Source organism: Altibacter sp. HG106, assembly GCF_028561755.1.
Lineage (GTDB): Bacteria > Bacteroidota > Bacteroidia > Flavobacteriales > Flavobacteriaceae > DFVG01.
Genome location: NZ_JAQQTD010000004.1, coordinates 364007 through 381744, shown reverse-complemented (window position 1 = coordinate 381744; position 17738 = coordinate 364007). Strand labels below are relative to the sequence as shown.

The window sequence follows — 17738 nt, the reverse complement described above, 5'->3', positions numbered from 1 at the left end:
TGGTAAGAGACTCATTTTTTTCGTGGTATTTTTGACCTACCATAACGCAAACCAACACGATGGAATATCAGCTTCGAACGTGGGAATCGTTTGATTATATCACCCTTATCCTGGTCGGGATACTATTGCTGTTGGCGATCGTTAAATATCGATATCCGAGACGTTTTCAGGAGTTCGTTCTACTGCCCATTACCAATAAGTATTTTTTGATTCAGGGAAAGAACGATGCGATACTTCATCCCTTCAACCTTATGCTGCTGGGAATGCAGGTATTTTCTGTATCGCTCTTTATCTTTTTTGCGCTGCGGGTCTATCAGGTGGAAGGCGCCCTGCAGGGCCCCACCTTGCTCCTACAAATTACCGGCTTGTATACGGTTTTCATCGCTGCAAAATACTGTATTGAAAAGATTATCGGGGTCATCTTTTCCATCGAAAAGCAGGTGAACGAATACCTCTACCAAAAATTGAGTTACCGAAACATGATCGCCCTGTTATTGTTGCTCGCCAATATCTTGTTCGTTTACCGGTACGAACCTTCCAAAGGAGCCATCATCGTACTTGGCGGCCTTGTCTTGCTCATAAATTGTATCAGCTTGTTTTCCAGCTACAAGAATAAGAGAAATTTCATTTTTAAAAATTTCTTCTATTTTATTTTGTATCTTTGCGCACTTGAAATTTCACCTTATGTGATACTCTATCACGTAGCGATATAAGTTTCAAAAAAACAAATAAAACTGCTGTATATGAAAGTGAAGACTATTTTGGTGTCACAACCGGAACCGAAGATTGAAAACTCTCCCTATTTCGATCTTATTGAGCGGCAGAAAGTGAAGATCGATTTTCGACCGTTCATCCATGTGGAAGGAGTTTCAGGAAAGGACGTACGCACCCAAAAAGTCGATTTGTCCAAATACACGGCTATTATTTTAACGAGCCGAAATGCCGTTGACCATTTCTTTCGTATTGCAGAAGAAATGCGCTTTAAAGTGCCGGATACCATGAAGTATTTCTGCCAAAGCGAAGCGGTAGCCTACTACCTTCAGAAATACGTGGTGTACCGTAAAAGAAAGATTTATGTAGGGAAACGTACGTTTCAGGAGCTTTCTCCTCTTATCAAGAAATATAAGAACGAAACCTTCTTACTACCTTCTTCAGATAAATTGAAACCTATGGTGCCTGAGATTCTGGACGAACTAAAGGTTACCTGGAAACAGGCCACTTTTTACAAGACCGTGGTAAGTGATCTATCAGATCTTCGAAATGTTTATTACGATATCCTCGTATTTTTTAGTCCGAGTGGAATTCAGTCGCTCTTGACCAACTTCCCCGACTTTGAACAAAATGATACGCGTATCGCCGTTTTCGGAAACACCACCATCAAAGCGGCGACCGACAACGGACTTCGAGTAGATATTAAAGCACCAACACCCGAAACCCCCTCAATGACGATGGCACTCGAGAAGTACATCAAAGAGGTGAATAAAAAATAAGGCACCTATTGCCAACTAAAAAGCCGATGTTTGAGCATCGGCTTTTTTTATTTTATTCGGGGAACGCGCTGTTAATCTTCTAGCGTTATTTGTGGTGCCCCTGCCATGATCTCATCGTTGGCATAGCTCTCAAACTGTGTAAAGTTCTTCTGAAATGATAAGGCCAACTGTCTTGCTTTGCTGTCGTAGGCCGTTTTATCTTTCCAGGTTTCTCTTGGGTTTAGCACGTCCGAAGGAACATCGGGACATTCCTGAGGCACACTCAATCCAAACACCGGGTGTGTTGCGTATCGCACTGCGTCCAGCTTTCCATCCAACGCAGCAGAAATCATCGCCCGCGTAAACTTTAACTTCATTCGTGAACCAGTTCCGTAAGGGCCGCCAGTCCAACCCGTATTTACAAGCCAAACATTGACGCCTGACGCTTTCATCTTTTCGCTCAACATTTCGGCATAATGCGTGGGGTGCAGCGGCATGAATGGTGCTCCAAAACATGCGGAAAAACTTGGAACAGGTTCATCGATACCCGCTTCGGTACCTGCAACCTTTGCCGTATACCCACTGATAAAGTGATAAGCGGCCTGTCCCGGGGTGAGTCGGGAAATAGGAGGCAACACGCCAAAAGCATCTGCTGTTAAAAAGAATATATTCTTTGGATTCGATCCGATAGAGGGCACCTGAATATTATCAATATGATAGATTGGGTAACTTACCCGCGTATTCTGCGTGATCGAGGTATCACTAAAATCAACCGTACCTTCGGCATCCATAATGACGTTTTCAAGAATCGCCCCGGGCTTAATAGCGTGATAGATATCGGGTTCGTTTTCTTCGGAAAGATTGATCACTTTAGCGTAGCAACCTCCTTCAAAATTAAAGACCGTGTTTTCACGAGTCCAGCCATGCTCATCGTCTCCTATCAATTTTCTATTTGGATCTGCCGAAAGGGTTGTTTTACCCGTTCCTGAGAGTCCGAAAAAGATCGCCGTCTCTCCATCGTCGCCCACGTTGGCTGAGCAGTGCATGGGGAGTGTGTCCTTAAATACTGGGAGGATAAAGTTTAGGGCTGAAAAAATTCCTTTTTTTATTTCTCCTGTATATCCGGTACCGCCAATTAAAGCTACTTTCTTCTTAAAATTAAGAATGGCAAAATTATGTTGACGCGTTCCATCCACCTCAGGATTTGCTTTAAATCCAGGCGCATTGATAATGGTCCATTCCGGATCGAAATGAGCAAGCTCCTCTTCCGTCGGACGCAAAAACATATTGTGCGCAAACATGTTACTCCATGGATATTCATTAATCACACGAATATTCAAACGGTACTTATCATCGGCACAGGCATACGAATCTCGAACGTATACTTCCTTTTCTGAAAGGTATCCGGTTACCTTGGCATACAGCGCATCGAAGTGGGCTGCATCAAACGGAATATTAATGTTTCCCCACCACACTCTATCTTTGGTCACTTCATCCTTCACGATAAAGCGGTCTTGTGGGGATCTTCCTGTAAATTCTCCTGTATTTACTGCCAGAGCACCACTGCTAGCCTCGGTTCCTTGGCCTTTTGTGAGCGTTTCTTGGTGTAATTCTTCAGAAGAGAGTTGGTAAAAAATCGTGGCATTCTCGATTCCGTAAGGTTCTAACGAAATCGTTTTCGTAGTTTGGTTTTTGTCGACCATTACTTTAAGATTGTTGTGGGCTACAAAAATAAAAAATCTAGAAGAGAAAAAGTCCTTATCCGGGAGAATTATCCCGATTCATTGTTAATAACCGAATTCCTAAATACGCCCATCCCGTGATAAGAAGGAGTCCACCAACAGGGGTCACCGGTCCCAGCGCAGAAAGGTCTGCATTCCATACGGTTTGAAAGGTTAACAGGTACAAGGATCCGGAAAAAAAGAGCATCCCTACCACAAAACATCGAACCGTCCATTTTTTAACGGACGGCGGAATAACTCGAGCCAACCCCATGATCACTATCGCCAAAGAATGCACCATTTGATACCGTACGCCAATCTCAAACGTTTCCAGGGAAGCGGCCGAAACCAAGTTCTTTAATCCATGGGCGCCAAACGCGCCGAATCCTATACTGAGCGCCATCAAAAACGCCCCTATGACAAGGGTATTTTTATCTTGTTTCGTCATGTGGTTTGCTTGCAAAATTTGTACTTTCGTTCTAGGTTCAAATTTACGAAAAAGCAATTGATGCGACATATTTTAATCATAGGAGCCGGGCGCTCTGCCTCTAGTCTTGTTCAGTATCTACTCGATAAAAGTGATGCAGAAGATCTCTTTATCACCATCGGAGATCTTTCGGTACAACATGCACAAACCCTCATAGGAGAACATCCCAACGCGAGGGCAATGCCTCTAGATGTTTTCAACGAGACCCAGCGTCGTGAAGCGATTGAGAATAGTGACTTAGTTATTTCGATGCTGCCGGCTCGATATCATATGGAGGCGGCCAAAGATTGCCTCGAATTTGGAAAGCATTTAGTGACGGCCTCGTATGTTAGCAAAGAAATGCATTTACTGGATCCAAAGGTGAAGGCGAAGGGCTTGGTTTTTATGAATGAAATTGGTCTCGACCCGGGTATCGATCATATGAGCGCGATGCAGGTAATTGATCGCATACGCGATGCCGGGGGAAAAATGTTGTTGTTTGAATCCTTTACAGGCGGTCTGGTGGCTCCCGAAAGTGATGATAATCTTTGGCATTATAAATTCACCTGGAATCCACGGAATGTGGTCTTAGCAGGTCAAGGGGGAGCCGCAGAGTTTATTCAGGAAGGCACCTATAAATACATCCCCTACCATCGATTGTTCCGAAGAACCGAATTTTTAGAAGTAGAAGGACACGGTCGATTTGAAGCCTACGCCAACCGAAACTCATTAAAATATAGAAGTGTATATGGGTTGGAAGATGTATTGACCTTATACCGCGGCACCATGCGTCGGGTTGGCTTTAGCAAAGCATGGAATATGTTTGTTCAATTGGGAATGACCGACGATAGTTATACCATTCCAGATTCAGAAAATCTCAGCTATCGAGAGTTTGTCAATTTGTTCCTTCCTTATTCCCCTACCGATTCGGTAGAACTGAAACTGCGCCACTCCTTAAAAATCGATCAGGACGATCTGATGTGGGGAAAATTAGTGGAGCTCGATCTTTTTAATCCGAAGAAGGTACTGGGCATTGAAAATGCTACCCCGGCACAAGCGCTACAGCGCATTTTGGAAGATAAATGGACGCTGCAAGAGAACGAAAAAGACATGATCGTGATGTACCACAAATTTGGGTACGAGCTCAAAGGCGAGAAAAAACAAATAGATAGTAATATGGTGCTTATTGGCGCCAACCAGCGACATACTGCCATGGCAAAAACAGTGGGACTTCCCGTTGCCATTGCCGCCATCAAGATCTTGAATGAGGAAATTACGACCCCCGGTGTGCAACTTCCTATTAAAAAAGAGGTGTACGAACCTATCTTACAAGAACTGAAAGAGCACGGGATCGAATTTCAAGAACACTTTACAGAATACTTGGGTTACAACCCAGATAATGTTATTGGCTAAAAAAAACCCGTTCCTTTCAGAACGGGTTTTTGTTGTTTGATAGCTCTTTTTAGCGTCTTCCTAAAAACAAACTGATAAAGTAAAGCAAGGTCGCTAACGACCCTAAGGCCGCTACCACATAGGTACGGGCCGCCCATTTTAAGGCGTCTTTAGAGCCTTTATATTCTTCAGGAGTAACGATATTATTAGTCTGCAACCAGGCTAAGGCACGTTTACTCGCGTCGTATTCTACCGGAAGCGTGATAAACGAAAAGACGGTCGTCAAGGCAAAAAGTCCGATCCCGATCAAAAAGATCCAGTTTCCGAAGGCCATGCCGGAAAACGCTAATACCAATCCGGCCATGATCACAAAATTGGAAAGCTTACTAGCCACACTTACCGCCGGTACGATGGCAGACCGCATGGTCAACCAGCTATAGGCCGTAGCGTGTTGTACCGCGTGCCCACATTCATGAGCCGCCACTGCCGCCGCAGCCGCGTTGCGTTGCATGTACACAGGTTCACTTAAATTTACCGTCTTATTCGCGGGGTTGTAGTGATCTGTAAGTCGGCCTTGCACCGAAATCACTTCGACATCGTTGATGCCGTGATCGGCGAGCATTCGTTCGGCGATCTCTTTACCGCTCATGCCATTTTGTAAATGGACTTTTGAATATTTCTTGAATTTTCGCTTCAACTGATTGCTTACCAACCAGCTTACTAAAAATATAATTCCTGCAAGGATATAATAGCCTGTCATCTGTTTCTTAATTTAGTAATAAATATAACGAACCTACAGCAAAAATCGCACCTTTTCTTCGCAACTGACAAAAAGAATGTGTGGGTGTTGCTAGCCTACTATATTCACAATCTTTCCGGGTACTACGATCACCTTTTTCGGGGTGCGTCCTTCTAAATACTGCTGCGTCTTTTCATGTGCCAGGACGGCTTCCTCAACCGCATCTTTAGAAAGATCTAAAGATAGTTCTAGCTTAAAACGCATCTTTCCGTTGAACGAAATAGGATACTCCTTGGTGCTTTCAATGAGATATCCTTCATTAAACTCAGGAAAGGGAACTGTTGAAATACTACCGGTGTGCCCCAACCGCTCCCATAGTTCTTCAGCGATGTGTGGAGCGTATGGCGAGATCAACACCACCAATGGTTCAAGGATCTCCCGAGTGTCACATTTTTGAGCAGTAAGTTCGTTGACCGCGATCATAAACGTAGAAACCGATGTATTAAAACTGAAGGCCTCAATGTCTTCCTCCACTTTCTTGATCGTTTTGTGCAGGGTTTTGTAGCTTTCTTTACTCGGATTTTCATCGCTTACGCGGAAACCACTATCGTCGTGATATAAGCGCCAAAGTTTTTTCAAAAAGGAATGTACCCCCGTGATCCCAGCTGTGTTCCAGGGTTTAGCTTGCTCTAACGGCCCGAGGAACATTTCGTACATCCGAAGCGTATCGGCACCGTATTGCTCACATATATCGTCGGGGTTGACGACGTTGAATTTCGACTTCGACATTTTTTCGACTTCTCGAGATACTTTGAAAGTACCGTCCGATTCTGTAATGAACTCTGCATTTTCATATTCGGGACGCCATTGCCTAAAGGCTTGGATATCTAATTCATTAGAATTATTGACAAAAGATACATCTGAGTGGATAGGCTGCGTTTTTTGATCGTTTACTTTTCCTGCGGAAACTAAGATATTTTCACCTTCTACGCGATGAACAAAGGCACTCTCCCCTAGAATCATTCCCTGGTTGATCAATTTCTTAAACGGTTCGTTAACCGGAAGCACACCGCGATCGTACAAGAACTTTACCCAGAATCGGCTATACAATAAGTGCCCAGTAGCGTGTTCACTTCCGCCCACATATAAATCCACATTCTCCCAATAATCCATTGCCACAGGTGAAGCCAAGGCTTCGTCATTTCCGGGATCCATATACCGGAACATATAACAACTACTTCCCGCCCAACCCGGCATGGTGTTCAATTCCAACGGAAACACCGTCTTCTCATCGACCAGCTCATTGGAAACCACTTCTTGAGTTTCGGTATTCCATGCCCAAACATCGGCGCGCCCTAAAGGCGGTTCTCCGGTTTCCGTAGGCAGGTATTTTTCAACATCGGGCAACGTCAATGGTAAGCATTCCCAATCGATCAATTGGGGCAAGCCATTTTTATAATAGACCGGGAAGGGTTCGCCCCAATAGCGTTGCCGACTGAACACGGCATCCCGCAAACGGTAATTAATTTTTCCTTCACCAGCGCCTTTGCGCTCCAAGGCTTCGATCACTTTTGGCATGGCTTCCGCATAAGGAAGTCCGTTTAAGAAGTCGCTATTTGCAAGCGGTGTGGCATCTTTTTCGGCATACGCCTCTTCCGAAATATCAATTCCTTCAAAAATATTAGGGATCTCGAGCTCAAAGTGCTTCGCAAAATCATAATCACGCTGATCGCCACAAGGAACCGCCATCACGGCACCGGTTCCGTAGCCAGCTAAGACGTAATCGCCAATCCAGATTGGGATCTTTTTACCAGAGAACGGATGCAGCGCATACGCACCGGTAAACACACCTGAAATCGACTTTACATCGGCCATGCGTTCGCGTTCGCTGCGCTTTGACGTGGCTTCAATATAGGTTGCTACAGCGTCACGTTGTTCGTCGGTGGTTATTTGAGCTACCAGATCGTGCTCTGGTGCTAAGGTCATGAAACTCACGCCAAAAATGGTGTCAGGACGCGTGGTAAATACATCAATAGATGCGTCATGCCCATCCACTAGAAAGGTAACGCTCGCGCCTTCACTCCTACCTATCCAGTTGGTCTGCGAATCTTTGAGCGGCTGTGGCCAGTCGATGGTAGCGAGTCCGTCGAGCAAGCGCTGCGCATAGGCAGTAATACGCATACTCCATTGTTTCATTTTTTTGCGTACCACGGGATAGCCGCCACGCTCGGAAACGCCATTTACAATCTCGTCGTTCGCTAAGACGGTTCCTAGCTGCGGACACCAATTTACCTCTGTTTCCGCTAAATAAGTAAGCCTATATTTTAATAGAATTTGTTGTTGCTCTTCGGAAGAAAATCCTTTCCAGGTAGTAGCATCGAAGGACTTCACATCGTCATCACAAGCCGCAGAGACTTTTTGATTTCCTTCCGAAGCGAATAAGGCTACCAATTCAGAAATGGCGCGGGCCTTATTTTGGGTTTTATCGTACCAGCTATCGAACAATTGCATAAAGATCCATTGCGTCCATTTGTAGTATTGTGGATCGGAAGTACGTACTTCCCGGCTCCAATCAAAAGAAAATCCAATTTTATCCAACTGTTCGCGGTAGCGTTTAATGTTGACTTCCGTGGTTTTTCTTGGGTGCTGCCCCGTTTGAATGGCGTACTGCTCGGCGGGGAGTCCGAATGAATCATACCCCTGCGGGTGCAACACATTAAACCCTTTATGCCGTTTGTAGCGCGCATATATGTCGCTGGCAATATACCCCAACGGATGCCCCACATGCAGTCCCGCCCCCGAAGGGTACGGAAACATATCAAGTACGTAATATTTTGGCTTCTCGCTGTGATTGTCTGCGTGAAAGGTGCCGTTTTTGGCCCAATACGCTTGCCATTTGTCTTCAATCTCGTTGAAAGAATAGTTGCTCATGTTGCTTCAAATATGGAACGGCAAATTTACGGCTAATGATGGAAATGCCCAGCCACATTACCAAAAACAATCCAAAATGTGAATGACGCGGGAAATCATTCAAAATTGCAAGCGTGGCAAAACAAGAAATACAAAAGTTTTGCGTTGAGACTAGGAAGCCTAAATTTCTCGTATTTTTACGCAAACTAAGCACCAACTATGGCGACCTCTTTTGAAAAATATCAAAAACGACGACTTATTTCTTCCTACTTCTCGGTAGTCATCAGTATTGCCTTGGTGCTATTCTTATTAGGCCTGTTGGGACTCTTGGTATTGAACACCAAGAAAGTAGCCGACCATTTTAAAGAGAAGATCGCGCTAACGGTCTATTTAAAAGACACGGCAAAGGAAGTAGAAATTAATCAATTGGAGCAAAGCCTGGCGATGGCAGAATACACCAAATCGGCTGAATTTATAAGCAAAGAAACCGCCGCCGAAGAACATTCCGAAGCCATTGGAGAAAATTTTATGGACTTCTTGGGGTATAATCCATTGCAGAATAGTATCGATGTTTACCTGTTAGCAGACTATGTGTCGCCCGAAAAACTAGAGGAAATTAGCGGAGAGATCATGACGCGTAATTTTGTAGATGAGGTGGTATACGACAAGCCATTGATCGCCTTGCTTACCGAAAACGTTCGTAAAGTAAGCCTCTGGGTGCTGGTCATTAGTAGCATTTTCTTGTTTATCGCCGTGTTGCTAATCAATAGTTCCATCCGACTCTCAGTATATGCCAAACGCTTTACTATTAAAACCATGCAAATGGTAGGCGCCACTAAAAGTTTTATTCGCAGACCATTTATTTGGAATAGCGTAAAGCTTGGAATCATTGGGGCCCTATTGGCCTTGATAGGAATGGGCGCCGTCTTGTATTCGCTACATCAGAGTTTTCCAGAGTTACAATTATTGGAAGACACGATATTATTAGGAGCCTTGTTTTTAGGGGTGTTTCTTATCGGAATTTTTATCGTATGGCTTAGCACCTTTTTTGCGACACAACGTTTCTTGAACTTGCGCACCGACGAATTGTACTACTAATAATTATACAACCTATGAAAAAAAGTATTTTAACTACGGCCATTGTGATATGCCTTTCGGGATTGTTTTTGCTGAATAGTTGTATCATTTCAGATTCAAAACCAGAACATTGCGAAGTTACAACAGTCAATGTTCAGGCAATTTCTGAAGGAACTTCAAACGACATAACACTCACGGATTCGGAGGGAGCTTCCTACTACATCAATCGCGGACTCGAAAACGGACTCACATTAGCACAATTGAACGAGGATATTTTGAACAAAACCGTTACCTTGCACCTTGCGAAAACCCTCTTGGGCACGAGCGATCATATCGCACAAATCACGGTAAATGAAGCCGTTGTGTATTCAGAATTTTAAAAAGACATGGGCGAAAAGAAACGAAGAGAAGAAGCTAAAAAACAAGAATTTCTATTTGAGCGAAAGAATTATCTCTTTATGCTTATTGGCATTGCCTTTATCGTTCTTGGCTTTGTGCTCATGGCCGGAGGCGGCAGTGACGATCCCAACGTCTTTAATCCGGAGATCTACAGTTGGCGGCGTATTCGGCTGGCCCCTGCCCTAATCTTAGTAGGCTTTGGTGTTGAAGTGTATGCTATCCTCCTCAACCCGAACAAGAACGACTAATCCATGGAGATCTGGGAAGCGATCCTGCTTGGGATCATTCAAGGCCTCACCGAATTTTTACCGGTTTCTTCCAGCGGCCACTTAGAACTGGGAAAAGCGATCCTTGGCGATCAATCGGTGCCTGAAGAAAGTTTGCTATTCACCGTTATTCTACACTTTGCAACCGCGCTGAGTACGCTCGTGGTTTTCCGAAAGGACGTCTGGGAAATTATTCGAGGGCTTCTTCAATTCAAATGGAACGAAGAAACCCGCTTCTCCTTAAAAATCATCATTTCGATGCTTCCGGCGGCACTTATTGGTGTGTTATTTGAAGAACAGCTGGAAGCCTTTTTTGGAGGGGATATCGCCTTTGTGGGCGCTATGCTCATCGTGACTGCCATTCTTCTTTGGTTGGCCGATAGGGCTAAAAATACCGGAAAACCCGTTCGGTATCGCGATGCTTTTATTATCGGAATTTCGCAGGCCGTTGCCATGTTACCGGGAATCTCCCGAAGTGGCGCGACCATTTCTACCTCGGTACTCTTAGGAAATGACAAAGGCAAAGCGGCACGTTTCTCGTTCTTGATGGTGGTTCCTTTGATCTTCGGAAAAATTGCCAAAGACCTTCTCAGCGGGGAGCTCGATCCGCTGCAAGCAAACTACACTTTTCTAGGTGCCGGATTTATCGCTGCCTTTCTGGCGGGGCTTGTTGCTTGTACCTGGATGATCCGTTTGGTAAAACGAAGTAAACTCCGTTATTTCTCTGTGTATTGTTTGATCGTGGGTATCTTGGCCATTATCGTTAGCTTTGCCGCATGACGCTGGAAGACTTTAAAAACGGACAAGTACTATTAATCGACAAGCCGCTGGAATGGACCTCCTTTCAGGTGGTCAATAAGGTACGGTGGTTGATTAAAAAGCGCTTCGGAATAAAAAAAATTAAAGTAGGCCACGCCGGAACGCTAGATCCACTGGCCAGCGGACTCCTCATTCTATGTGCCGGAAAATTCACCAAGAAGATCGAAACGTTTCAAGCGCAAGAAAAGGAGTATGTAGCGACCTTCCAGCTAGGGGCTACTACTCCGAGTTATGATCTGGAAACCGACATAGATCAAACCTTTGATATTTCAGAAATAACCAAAGAAAAAATTCACAATACGGTTCCCAAATTTGTAGGAACCATTGAGCAACAACCACCTATTTTTTCCGCCGTAAAAAAAGACGGAAAACGCTTGTACGAATATGCACGAAAAGGACAAGAGGTAGCGATCCCTACCCGGGAAGTGCAAATTTTAGAATTTGAAATCCTCGATATTTCGCTCCCTTCTATCGAGGTGAGAATCGTATGCAGCAAAGGCACTTACATACGATCCTTGGCGCATGATTTTGGCCGAGCGCTCAATAATGGCGCGTATCTTTCGTCGCTTCGCAGAACCAAAATTGGAGATTTCTCTGTAGAAAATGCCCAGTCTATTGCTGCCGTTGAAGCCCTTCTTTTCCACTAAAACGATTTCGTTTTTACCAAACCGTTAAATTTCTAAATTTTCTTATTTTTATTTGTTCTAAATAAACTTTAGTGTGTAGCTTTGCCCCGAAATTGAAAAACTTCGGATGCAGTTATCTTTTAAAAAGACGATTTTTTTTGCCCTTTTGGCTACGCTGTTTTGCGAAAGCCTCTCTTCCCAAAATGAGCAAGTAAGAGACACCCTTCAGCCTGAACAATTGGAGGAAGTGGTGGTTACCGGACAAATCAATCCACAAGCCGTTAACAAATCGGTGGTGGAAGTAAAAGTGATTAGTAGACGTGACATCGAACGTCAAGCGGCGAACACGCTAGCAGACGTCTTGAACACGACGCTCAACTTGAATATTACACCCAATACCGGCACCGGAAAAAGCGGCGTTAGTTTGTTCGGACTTGACAGTCAGTATTTCAAAGTATTGATCGACAATATTCCGGTGATCAACGAAGAAGGAGTTGGAAACAATATTGACCTTACGCTCATCAACCTAGATGATATAGAGCGCATTGAGATCGTAGAAGGTGCTATGGGCGTTCAATATGGAGCGAATGCCGTTTCGGGAATCATCAATATCATCACAAAGAAGTCTTCTCGAAATGATTGGCATATTACGGCATACGTTCAAGAGGAAACCGTAGGAGACGAGTACGAATGGTTTGACAAGGGTCGGCATATTCAATCGGTTAAAGTCGGACATAATTTTTCGGAAAAATTCTATGCGAATGCGGCGTACTTCAGAAACGACTTTGGTGGATTTTTCAATGACCGCAAAGGAGAAGACTGGCCTTTTGATGATGGGTTACGCGGGCACGAGTGGCTTCCGAAGACACAACAAAATGTAAAGTCGTTGTTGTCTTATGAATCTAGCAACATCTCTCTATTCTATCGGTTTGATTATTTACATGAAAACATAGAACGTTATGGTCAAAATGTAGATCTGAATCCGAATCCCTCAACCGGAACCACCAATCCGTCGGCGCGGGATGAAATGTATACCAACAATCGGTTTTACCATCATTTAAATGCGACAGGACTGGTGTTCAATCAGGTGAACTTTAATGTTTCCCTTTCGTATCAGGAGCAAACCAAGGATCTGGAGCGCTATACGTATCGCTTCCGAACAGGCACTAAAGAAAGTGTCGAATCAGGCGAGTATCAAAGTAGAAGTGCCTTCTTCTCCCGAGGAACGTTCAGCAACTTATTTCGATCCGAAAAAGTAGCCGTCCAAGCCGGATACGAACTCACGTTGGAAGAAGGAACAGGGTCTGCCGCTGCGATCACAATAGCGGCCGGAGATTCCGAAGAACGCCAACAACTTGATTTCTATGATTTCTTTACGAGTACCGAATGGCAAGTCACGCCCCGGTTTTCGTTACGCCCGGGCCTTCGGGTGTCCACGAGCAACCTTTTTGCGCCGCAATATGTAGGTTCCTTAAGCGCCAAGCAAACCGTTGGAGAAGATTGGGAGTTCCGTGCCGTGTTAGGAGCTGCCAATAGGACTCCGAGTTATCAAGAGCTGTTTACGTATTTCGTGGATGTCAATCACGATGTACAAGGAAACCCAAATTTGGTGCCGGAAAAAGGAGTTTCAACATTTCTTCACATCAAGAAGAATTCAACTTTTTCTGACACTTTCAGAATGAAGAACAAACTAAGTTTTAATTATTTGGGGCTGGAAGATCGTATCGAATTGATCGTGGTAAATCAAACGCCACTTGCCTTTCAGTATAACAACATCGATCAATACCGTGCCATTGGATCCTTCTTGGAGAATGAGATCTATTACGAGAATTTCAAGGCAAACATTGGGGTTTCTCTTCAGGGGATCTCGAAGGTCTTGAATAGCGACACACAATCTAATGACGACTTCTTGTTCAACGTTCAGCTAAATTCAAATTTGGCGTACACGGTCCCAAAGTGGCAAACCACATTTTCACTCTATTACAAATACATTGGGAGACAACAACAATTCGTGGAACGCACCAATGAAGCAGGAGACCAAGAATTTCAACGGGGTGAAACCGAGGCCTACAGCTGGTTAGATGCCACGATCAACAAACGCTTTATCGACGGAGCTTTCGTCGCTTCCATTGGAGCCCGAAACCTGTTCGACATTACTGAAGTAAATACTACGGCCTTTCAAGGTGGCGCGCACAATGCCGCACCTACGCAAACTCCCTTAGGATACGGCCGATCCTATTTTATAAGACTTACGTACAATTTAAACCTTTAATATGAAAACGTTACAAACCTTCAAAGCTTTTATCCTTCCCCTGCTCGCTGTGCTTGTTTTGGCAGCTTGTAGTGATGATGATACCACAGTGATAAATGATGGTGAACCCTTTGTAGTCGCCTTTGAAACTCCTTCCGGAAATTTATCCGAGATCGAGAATAATCGTGATATTGCCTTGGTATACTCTGAAACGGCAACTAATATCGGGCAAGTGGTCATTACGATTTCAAGTAGTAACGCGATTTACGGAGAAGATTTCACGACCATTCCTGCTGCCGACGGAAACACAATTCTGCTTACAATCAACGAAGGAGAAACGGGAGCTTCGGTGACGTTCAACAAATTGAACCCATCGCTCGATGAAACCGTGGAGATCCGCTTCAATATTTCTGAAGTATCGTATCCCAATGCGCAAATTCAAGGAAACACGAGTTTCACCTTAAACAGCAGTGCCTCCCTTGGACGTAGTTTCGCACCCACCGTGGGCGGACCCAATGAGCAAAATCAAGTATATATTGACCTCAGCACCGAAAAACAAACCACCTATCAACGTGATGAATGGGACCTAGGATTTTACTCCGGAAGTGAATTTCGCGTGGCCATTAACGGTTCTGTGTATATGGCGGTCGCCGAATTGGAAAGCACCGATATTGATGCAGTTTCTTCAAGCGATGTAGCAGATATTCAAGCGGCCGTGGCTGTTGGAACGTTTGATCCTGCCAACGAAGCCTACGTAGATCATCCTGACGGTGATATCAACAAAACGGCCATTTCAGCAATAAGCAGCAACAATGCCGACAATAAGGTATATCTGTTGAATTTAGGATTTGAAGTAGGCACGGAAACGCCCGAGCCAGGAAGTGTAGCAATTGCCGGAGCTCCTAGAGGGTATCTAAAAATTAGAATTCTCCGTGAAGGAGATTCATACCTATTGCAATATGCCGAATTGGATGCTACGACACATACTGAAGTAACTATTGAAAAATCACCGGGATACAACTTTACATTCTTTAGTTTCAATTCTGATAGTCTGGTAAACGTAGCGCCCGAAAGTGAGCTTTGGGACCTCAACTTTACCGTATTCACAAACCTAATTGATGGTGCAGGGTCTTATGGCTTCTCAGATGGTGTGCTTCATAACCGAAAAGGAGGCGTTGTTTCGTATCAAGTAGAAAGCGATGGCTATGCCGAATTTACTTTTGAAAACGTACAAGCAGCAAACTTTCAGCAAGATCAAAGAGCAATTGGAAGTAACTGGCGCGATGTCCTTGAGGGAACACTAACGCCTGATGTCTTTTATATCATCCAAGATCCTAACGGAAATATTTACAAGCTTCGATTCTTGGCGCTTACCAATGACGACGGTATTCGCGGATATCCTGAATTTGAATACGAACTATTATAACTAACACGCAATTCTATCTTAACATAAACACTTATGAATAAACTATTATCTTTTATCGCGATCGTAACCCTCTCTTTTACCGGTGTTGCGCAGCAGACGATCAACGTCTCTATGGGTGCTGGATATGCTGATGAAGTATACTATAAATTAGATACAGAAACGCAAACGGTTTTTGCCGCCAACAGCTGGGATGTTGCATTCTTACGTATTGATGCCTTTAATCACGGTATTCGCGTTAACGACGGAATTGGAATTTCGGTTTACGAAGCTTCTAACGATCCAAACGATTACAATACCATTGATATTGCTAATGAACCAAGCTGGACTATTCTTTACAACGATGACACCAACTGGGACAATGGCGCCTTTATGCAAGGTTCTGCCACCTATGGCTGGGGAGAATATAACCCGGCAAATCATCATATTGAAGGAACCATTGTCTTTGTATTGAAATATACCGACGGTACCTATCGCAAATTTTTGATCGAAGATTATTTCGGTGAATATACCTTCCGATATGCTACTTGGGACGGAAGTGCTTGGGTAAACGACACCACCTATGTGATCGACAATGATAGCAACCCTGATAATCGCTACAACTACTATTCACTACAGAACGATAGCGAAGTAGTCGCAGAACCGGCCGAAACCGATTGGGATTTTGTGTTCACTAAATACAATACCTATTTGGATCCTCCGGGTTCTTATTACAACGTTTCAGGAGCGCTTCACAATGCGAATCTTACCGTAGCGCAAGTGGAAGAAACGTCAGGAGATCCAGATCCAAACGGTTTGGATTATTCCGAAGAGATCAATATCATTGGGTACGACTGGAAATCCTTTAACGGAAGCGATTACGATGTTAATAGCAACATGACGTATTATGTAAAATATGATGCCAACACGGTGTATCGCGTACACTTTACAGAATTTGAAGGATCAGCTACTGGAAACCTAACCTTTGTTTATGAAGACGTTTCTAATCTTTTAGGGATCGAAACGGTAGCCGAAGGTGTTACTTTTGGTATGTATCCTAATCCATCAACGAACGGAATCGTGGAAATTGTTTACGAACGTAACAATGCCATGGCTAACCTGCACACCGTGAGTGTACACAACATGAACGGAAGCATCGTATACCATACTCAATTGGGGAACGACAACGGATTATTCAATAAGACGTTGGACCTATCGAGCTTGCAAAGTGGAATGTATGTAGTGACGTTTACCTCTGGAGACGCTAGCGTTTCTAAGAAATTAGTCATTCAATAAGCCATACACTTTTCGAGGTTTTTGAAGCCTATAGAACAGTCTTATGCTCCTTTTGCATAGGACTGTTCTTTTTTTACACAGTATCCTATCGGTTCAATAAATTGCTAAATCAGCGTTAATTAGCACGGCAAACGTGCATTTTTCTTACAAAAATACGTACTTGCACCTATGAATTTTCAGTATTCATACCGTGCCTTTTTGATTACTTGCTTACTCTTCGGAATATTATTCTTGACCTTGTTTAGTATTCATCTAGGGGAAGGTACTCCACCCTTTGAGCCTGAATACGATATTGAATATGCCGCAGAACTTCCACCCATACCTGAAGAAGAAACGGCGCTCACGGAACTACCTGAGCAAAATAATCCTTCCGTAGAAACCAATCGAGCCTACAACGAAGCCAGAGAATATCGAAATGAAACAACGACCCTACCCAATGAGGATACCTCGTTAGAAGAGTTGCTAGAGCGTATGGATAAAGCCATGGAAGAGGGTAATGGCACCACAACGGAAGAAGGAATTGCTGCGGCCAAAGAAAAGATTGCTGAAACACAAGATAAAATTCAAGAGAATCAATCTGGATTACCGACACAAGGTAGTGGTGCCAATCGCAACACGACGATCAAATACCGTTTGGTACATCGTTCGGCTTTATCACTGCCAAACCCTGTTTACACCTGTGAGGGCGGCGGTTCGGTGGTGATCAATATTACGGTAAACGATCGCGGACAAGTCGTAAAAACTAGTTACAACGAAAATACCTCAACCACCAACAACGGTTGTTTAATTGATAGCGCCTTGGAGTACGCTCAATCGGCGCGCTTCTCTTCAAAGGCCGGAAAAGATTCACAATTAGGTACGATCACCTATAATTTTCCTGGTCAGCAGTAATCTGTATCTTTACG

General features: G+C 44.0%; 16 protein-coding genes. 12 read left to right on the top strand and 4 right to left on the bottom strand.

Going from position 1 to position 17738, the window contains the following annotated elements; all coding sequences use genetic code 11:
• Positions 1 to 59 precede the first annotated feature (59 nt).
• The gene (locus PO830_RS09030) at positions 60 to 713 is read left to right on the top strand and encodes a DUF4271 domain-containing protein (protein WP_272853221.1); all 654 of its coding nucleotides are present in this window, start codon (positions 60 to 62) and stop codon (positions 711 to 713) included.
• A gap of 30 nt (positions 714 to 743) precedes the next feature.
• Positions 744 to 1490 carry a uroporphyrinogen-III synthase gene (locus PO830_RS09025; RefSeq protein WP_272853220.1) on the top strand — a complete coding sequence of 249 codons (747 nt, stop codon included), beginning with the start codon at positions 744 to 746 and terminating at the stop codon, positions 1488 to 1490.
• A gap of 71 nt (positions 1491 to 1561) precedes the next feature.
• Here the strand turns inward: PO830_RS09025 and pckA are convergent, their stop codons facing one another.
• Complete coding sequence (pckA, locus tag PO830_RS09020; protein WP_272853219.1) at positions 1562 to 3172, bottom strand: phosphoenolpyruvate carboxykinase (ATP); 1611 nt, start codon at positions 3170 to 3172, stop codon at positions 1562 to 1564.
• 55 nt (positions 3173 to 3227) lie between these two features.
• The gene (locus tag PO830_RS09015; RefSeq protein WP_272853218.1) at positions 3228 to 3638 is read right to left on the bottom strand and encodes a DUF423 domain-containing protein; all 411 of its coding nucleotides are present in this window, start codon (positions 3636 to 3638) and stop codon (positions 3228 to 3230) included.
• Between the two features lie 60 nt (positions 3639 to 3698).
• On the opposite strand from PO830_RS09015, the gene PO830_RS09010 reads away from it, so the two are divergent.
• Positions 3699 to 5069, top strand: a complete 1371-nt coding sequence (locus PO830_RS09010; RefSeq protein WP_272853217.1) for a saccharopine dehydrogenase family protein — start codon at positions 3699 to 3701, stop codon at positions 5067 to 5069.
• 49 nt (positions 5070 to 5118) lie between these two features.
• Here PO830_RS09010 and PO830_RS09005 read toward each other — a convergent pair whose 3' ends face one another.
• Positions 5119 to 5808 (bottom strand): zinc metallopeptidase, encoded by a 690-nt coding sequence (locus tag PO830_RS09005; RefSeq protein ID WP_272853216.1) that lies wholly within the window; start codon positions 5806 to 5808, stop codon positions 5119 to 5121.
• A gap of 90 nt (positions 5809 to 5898) precedes the next feature.
• Positions 5899 to 8718 (bottom strand): leucine--tRNA ligase, encoded by a 2820-nt coding sequence (gene leuS, locus PO830_RS09000; RefSeq protein ID WP_272853215.1) that lies wholly within the window; start codon positions 8716 to 8718, stop codon positions 5899 to 5901.
• 198 nt (positions 8719 to 8916) lie between these two features.
• On the opposite strand from leuS, the gene PO830_RS08995 reads away from it, so the two are divergent.
• The 9 genes from PO830_RS08995 to PO830_RS08955 all read left to right on the top strand — a co-directional run bounded on the left by PO830_RS08995 (position 8917) and on the right by PO830_RS08955 (position 17724).
• Positions 8917 to 9795: a cell division protein FtsX gene (locus tag PO830_RS08995; protein WP_272853214.1), complete on the top strand. Its 879-nt coding sequence runs from the start codon at positions 8917 to 8919 to the stop codon at positions 9793 to 9795.
• 14 nt (positions 9796 to 9809) lie between these two features.
• Positions 9810 to 10154: a hypothetical protein gene (locus PO830_RS08990; RefSeq protein WP_272853213.1), complete on the top strand. Its 345-nt coding sequence runs from the start codon at positions 9810 to 9812 to the stop codon at positions 10152 to 10154.
• A gap of 6 nt (positions 10155 to 10160) precedes the next feature.
• Positions 10161 to 10421 carry a DUF3098 domain-containing protein gene (locus PO830_RS08985; protein ID WP_272853212.1) on the top strand — a complete coding sequence of 87 codons (261 nt, stop codon included), beginning with the start codon at positions 10161 to 10163 and terminating at the stop codon, positions 10419 to 10421.
• A 3-nt stretch (positions 10422 to 10424) separates the two neighbouring features.
• Complete coding sequence (locus tag PO830_RS08980) at positions 10425 to 11219, top strand: undecaprenyl-diphosphate phosphatase (protein ID WP_272853211.1); 795 nt, start codon at positions 10425 to 10427, stop codon at positions 11217 to 11219.
• Complete coding sequence (gene truB / locus PO830_RS08975) at positions 11216 to 11905, top strand: tRNA pseudouridine(55) synthase TruB (protein WP_272853210.1); 690 nt, start codon at positions 11216 to 11218, stop codon at positions 11903 to 11905. The genes PO830_RS08980 and truB overlap by 4 nt, the downstream gene beginning before the upstream one ends.
• 106 nt (positions 11906 to 12011) lie before the next feature.
• Positions 12012 to 14156 (top strand): TonB-dependent receptor plug domain-containing protein, encoded by a 2145-nt coding sequence (locus tag PO830_RS08970; protein ID WP_272853209.1) that lies wholly within the window; start codon positions 12012 to 12014, stop codon positions 14154 to 14156.
• A 1-nt stretch (position 14157) separates the two neighbouring features.
• Positions 14158 to 15561, top strand: coding sequence for an HmuY family protein (locus PO830_RS08965; RefSeq protein WP_272853208.1), 1404 nt, complete (start codon positions 14158 to 14160; stop codon positions 15559 to 15561).
• Positions 15562 to 15594: 33 nt separating this feature from the next.
• Positions 15595 to 16833: a T9SS type A sorting domain-containing protein gene (locus tag PO830_RS08960; RefSeq protein WP_272853207.1), complete on the top strand. Its 1239-nt coding sequence runs from the start codon at positions 15595 to 15597 to the stop codon at positions 16831 to 16833.
• Between the two features lie 168 nt (positions 16834 to 17001).
• Positions 17002 to 17724, top strand: coding sequence for a hypothetical protein (locus tag PO830_RS08955; protein WP_272853206.1), 723 nt, complete (start codon positions 17002 to 17004; stop codon positions 17722 to 17724).
• Positions 17725 to 17738: the final 14 nt, after the last annotated feature.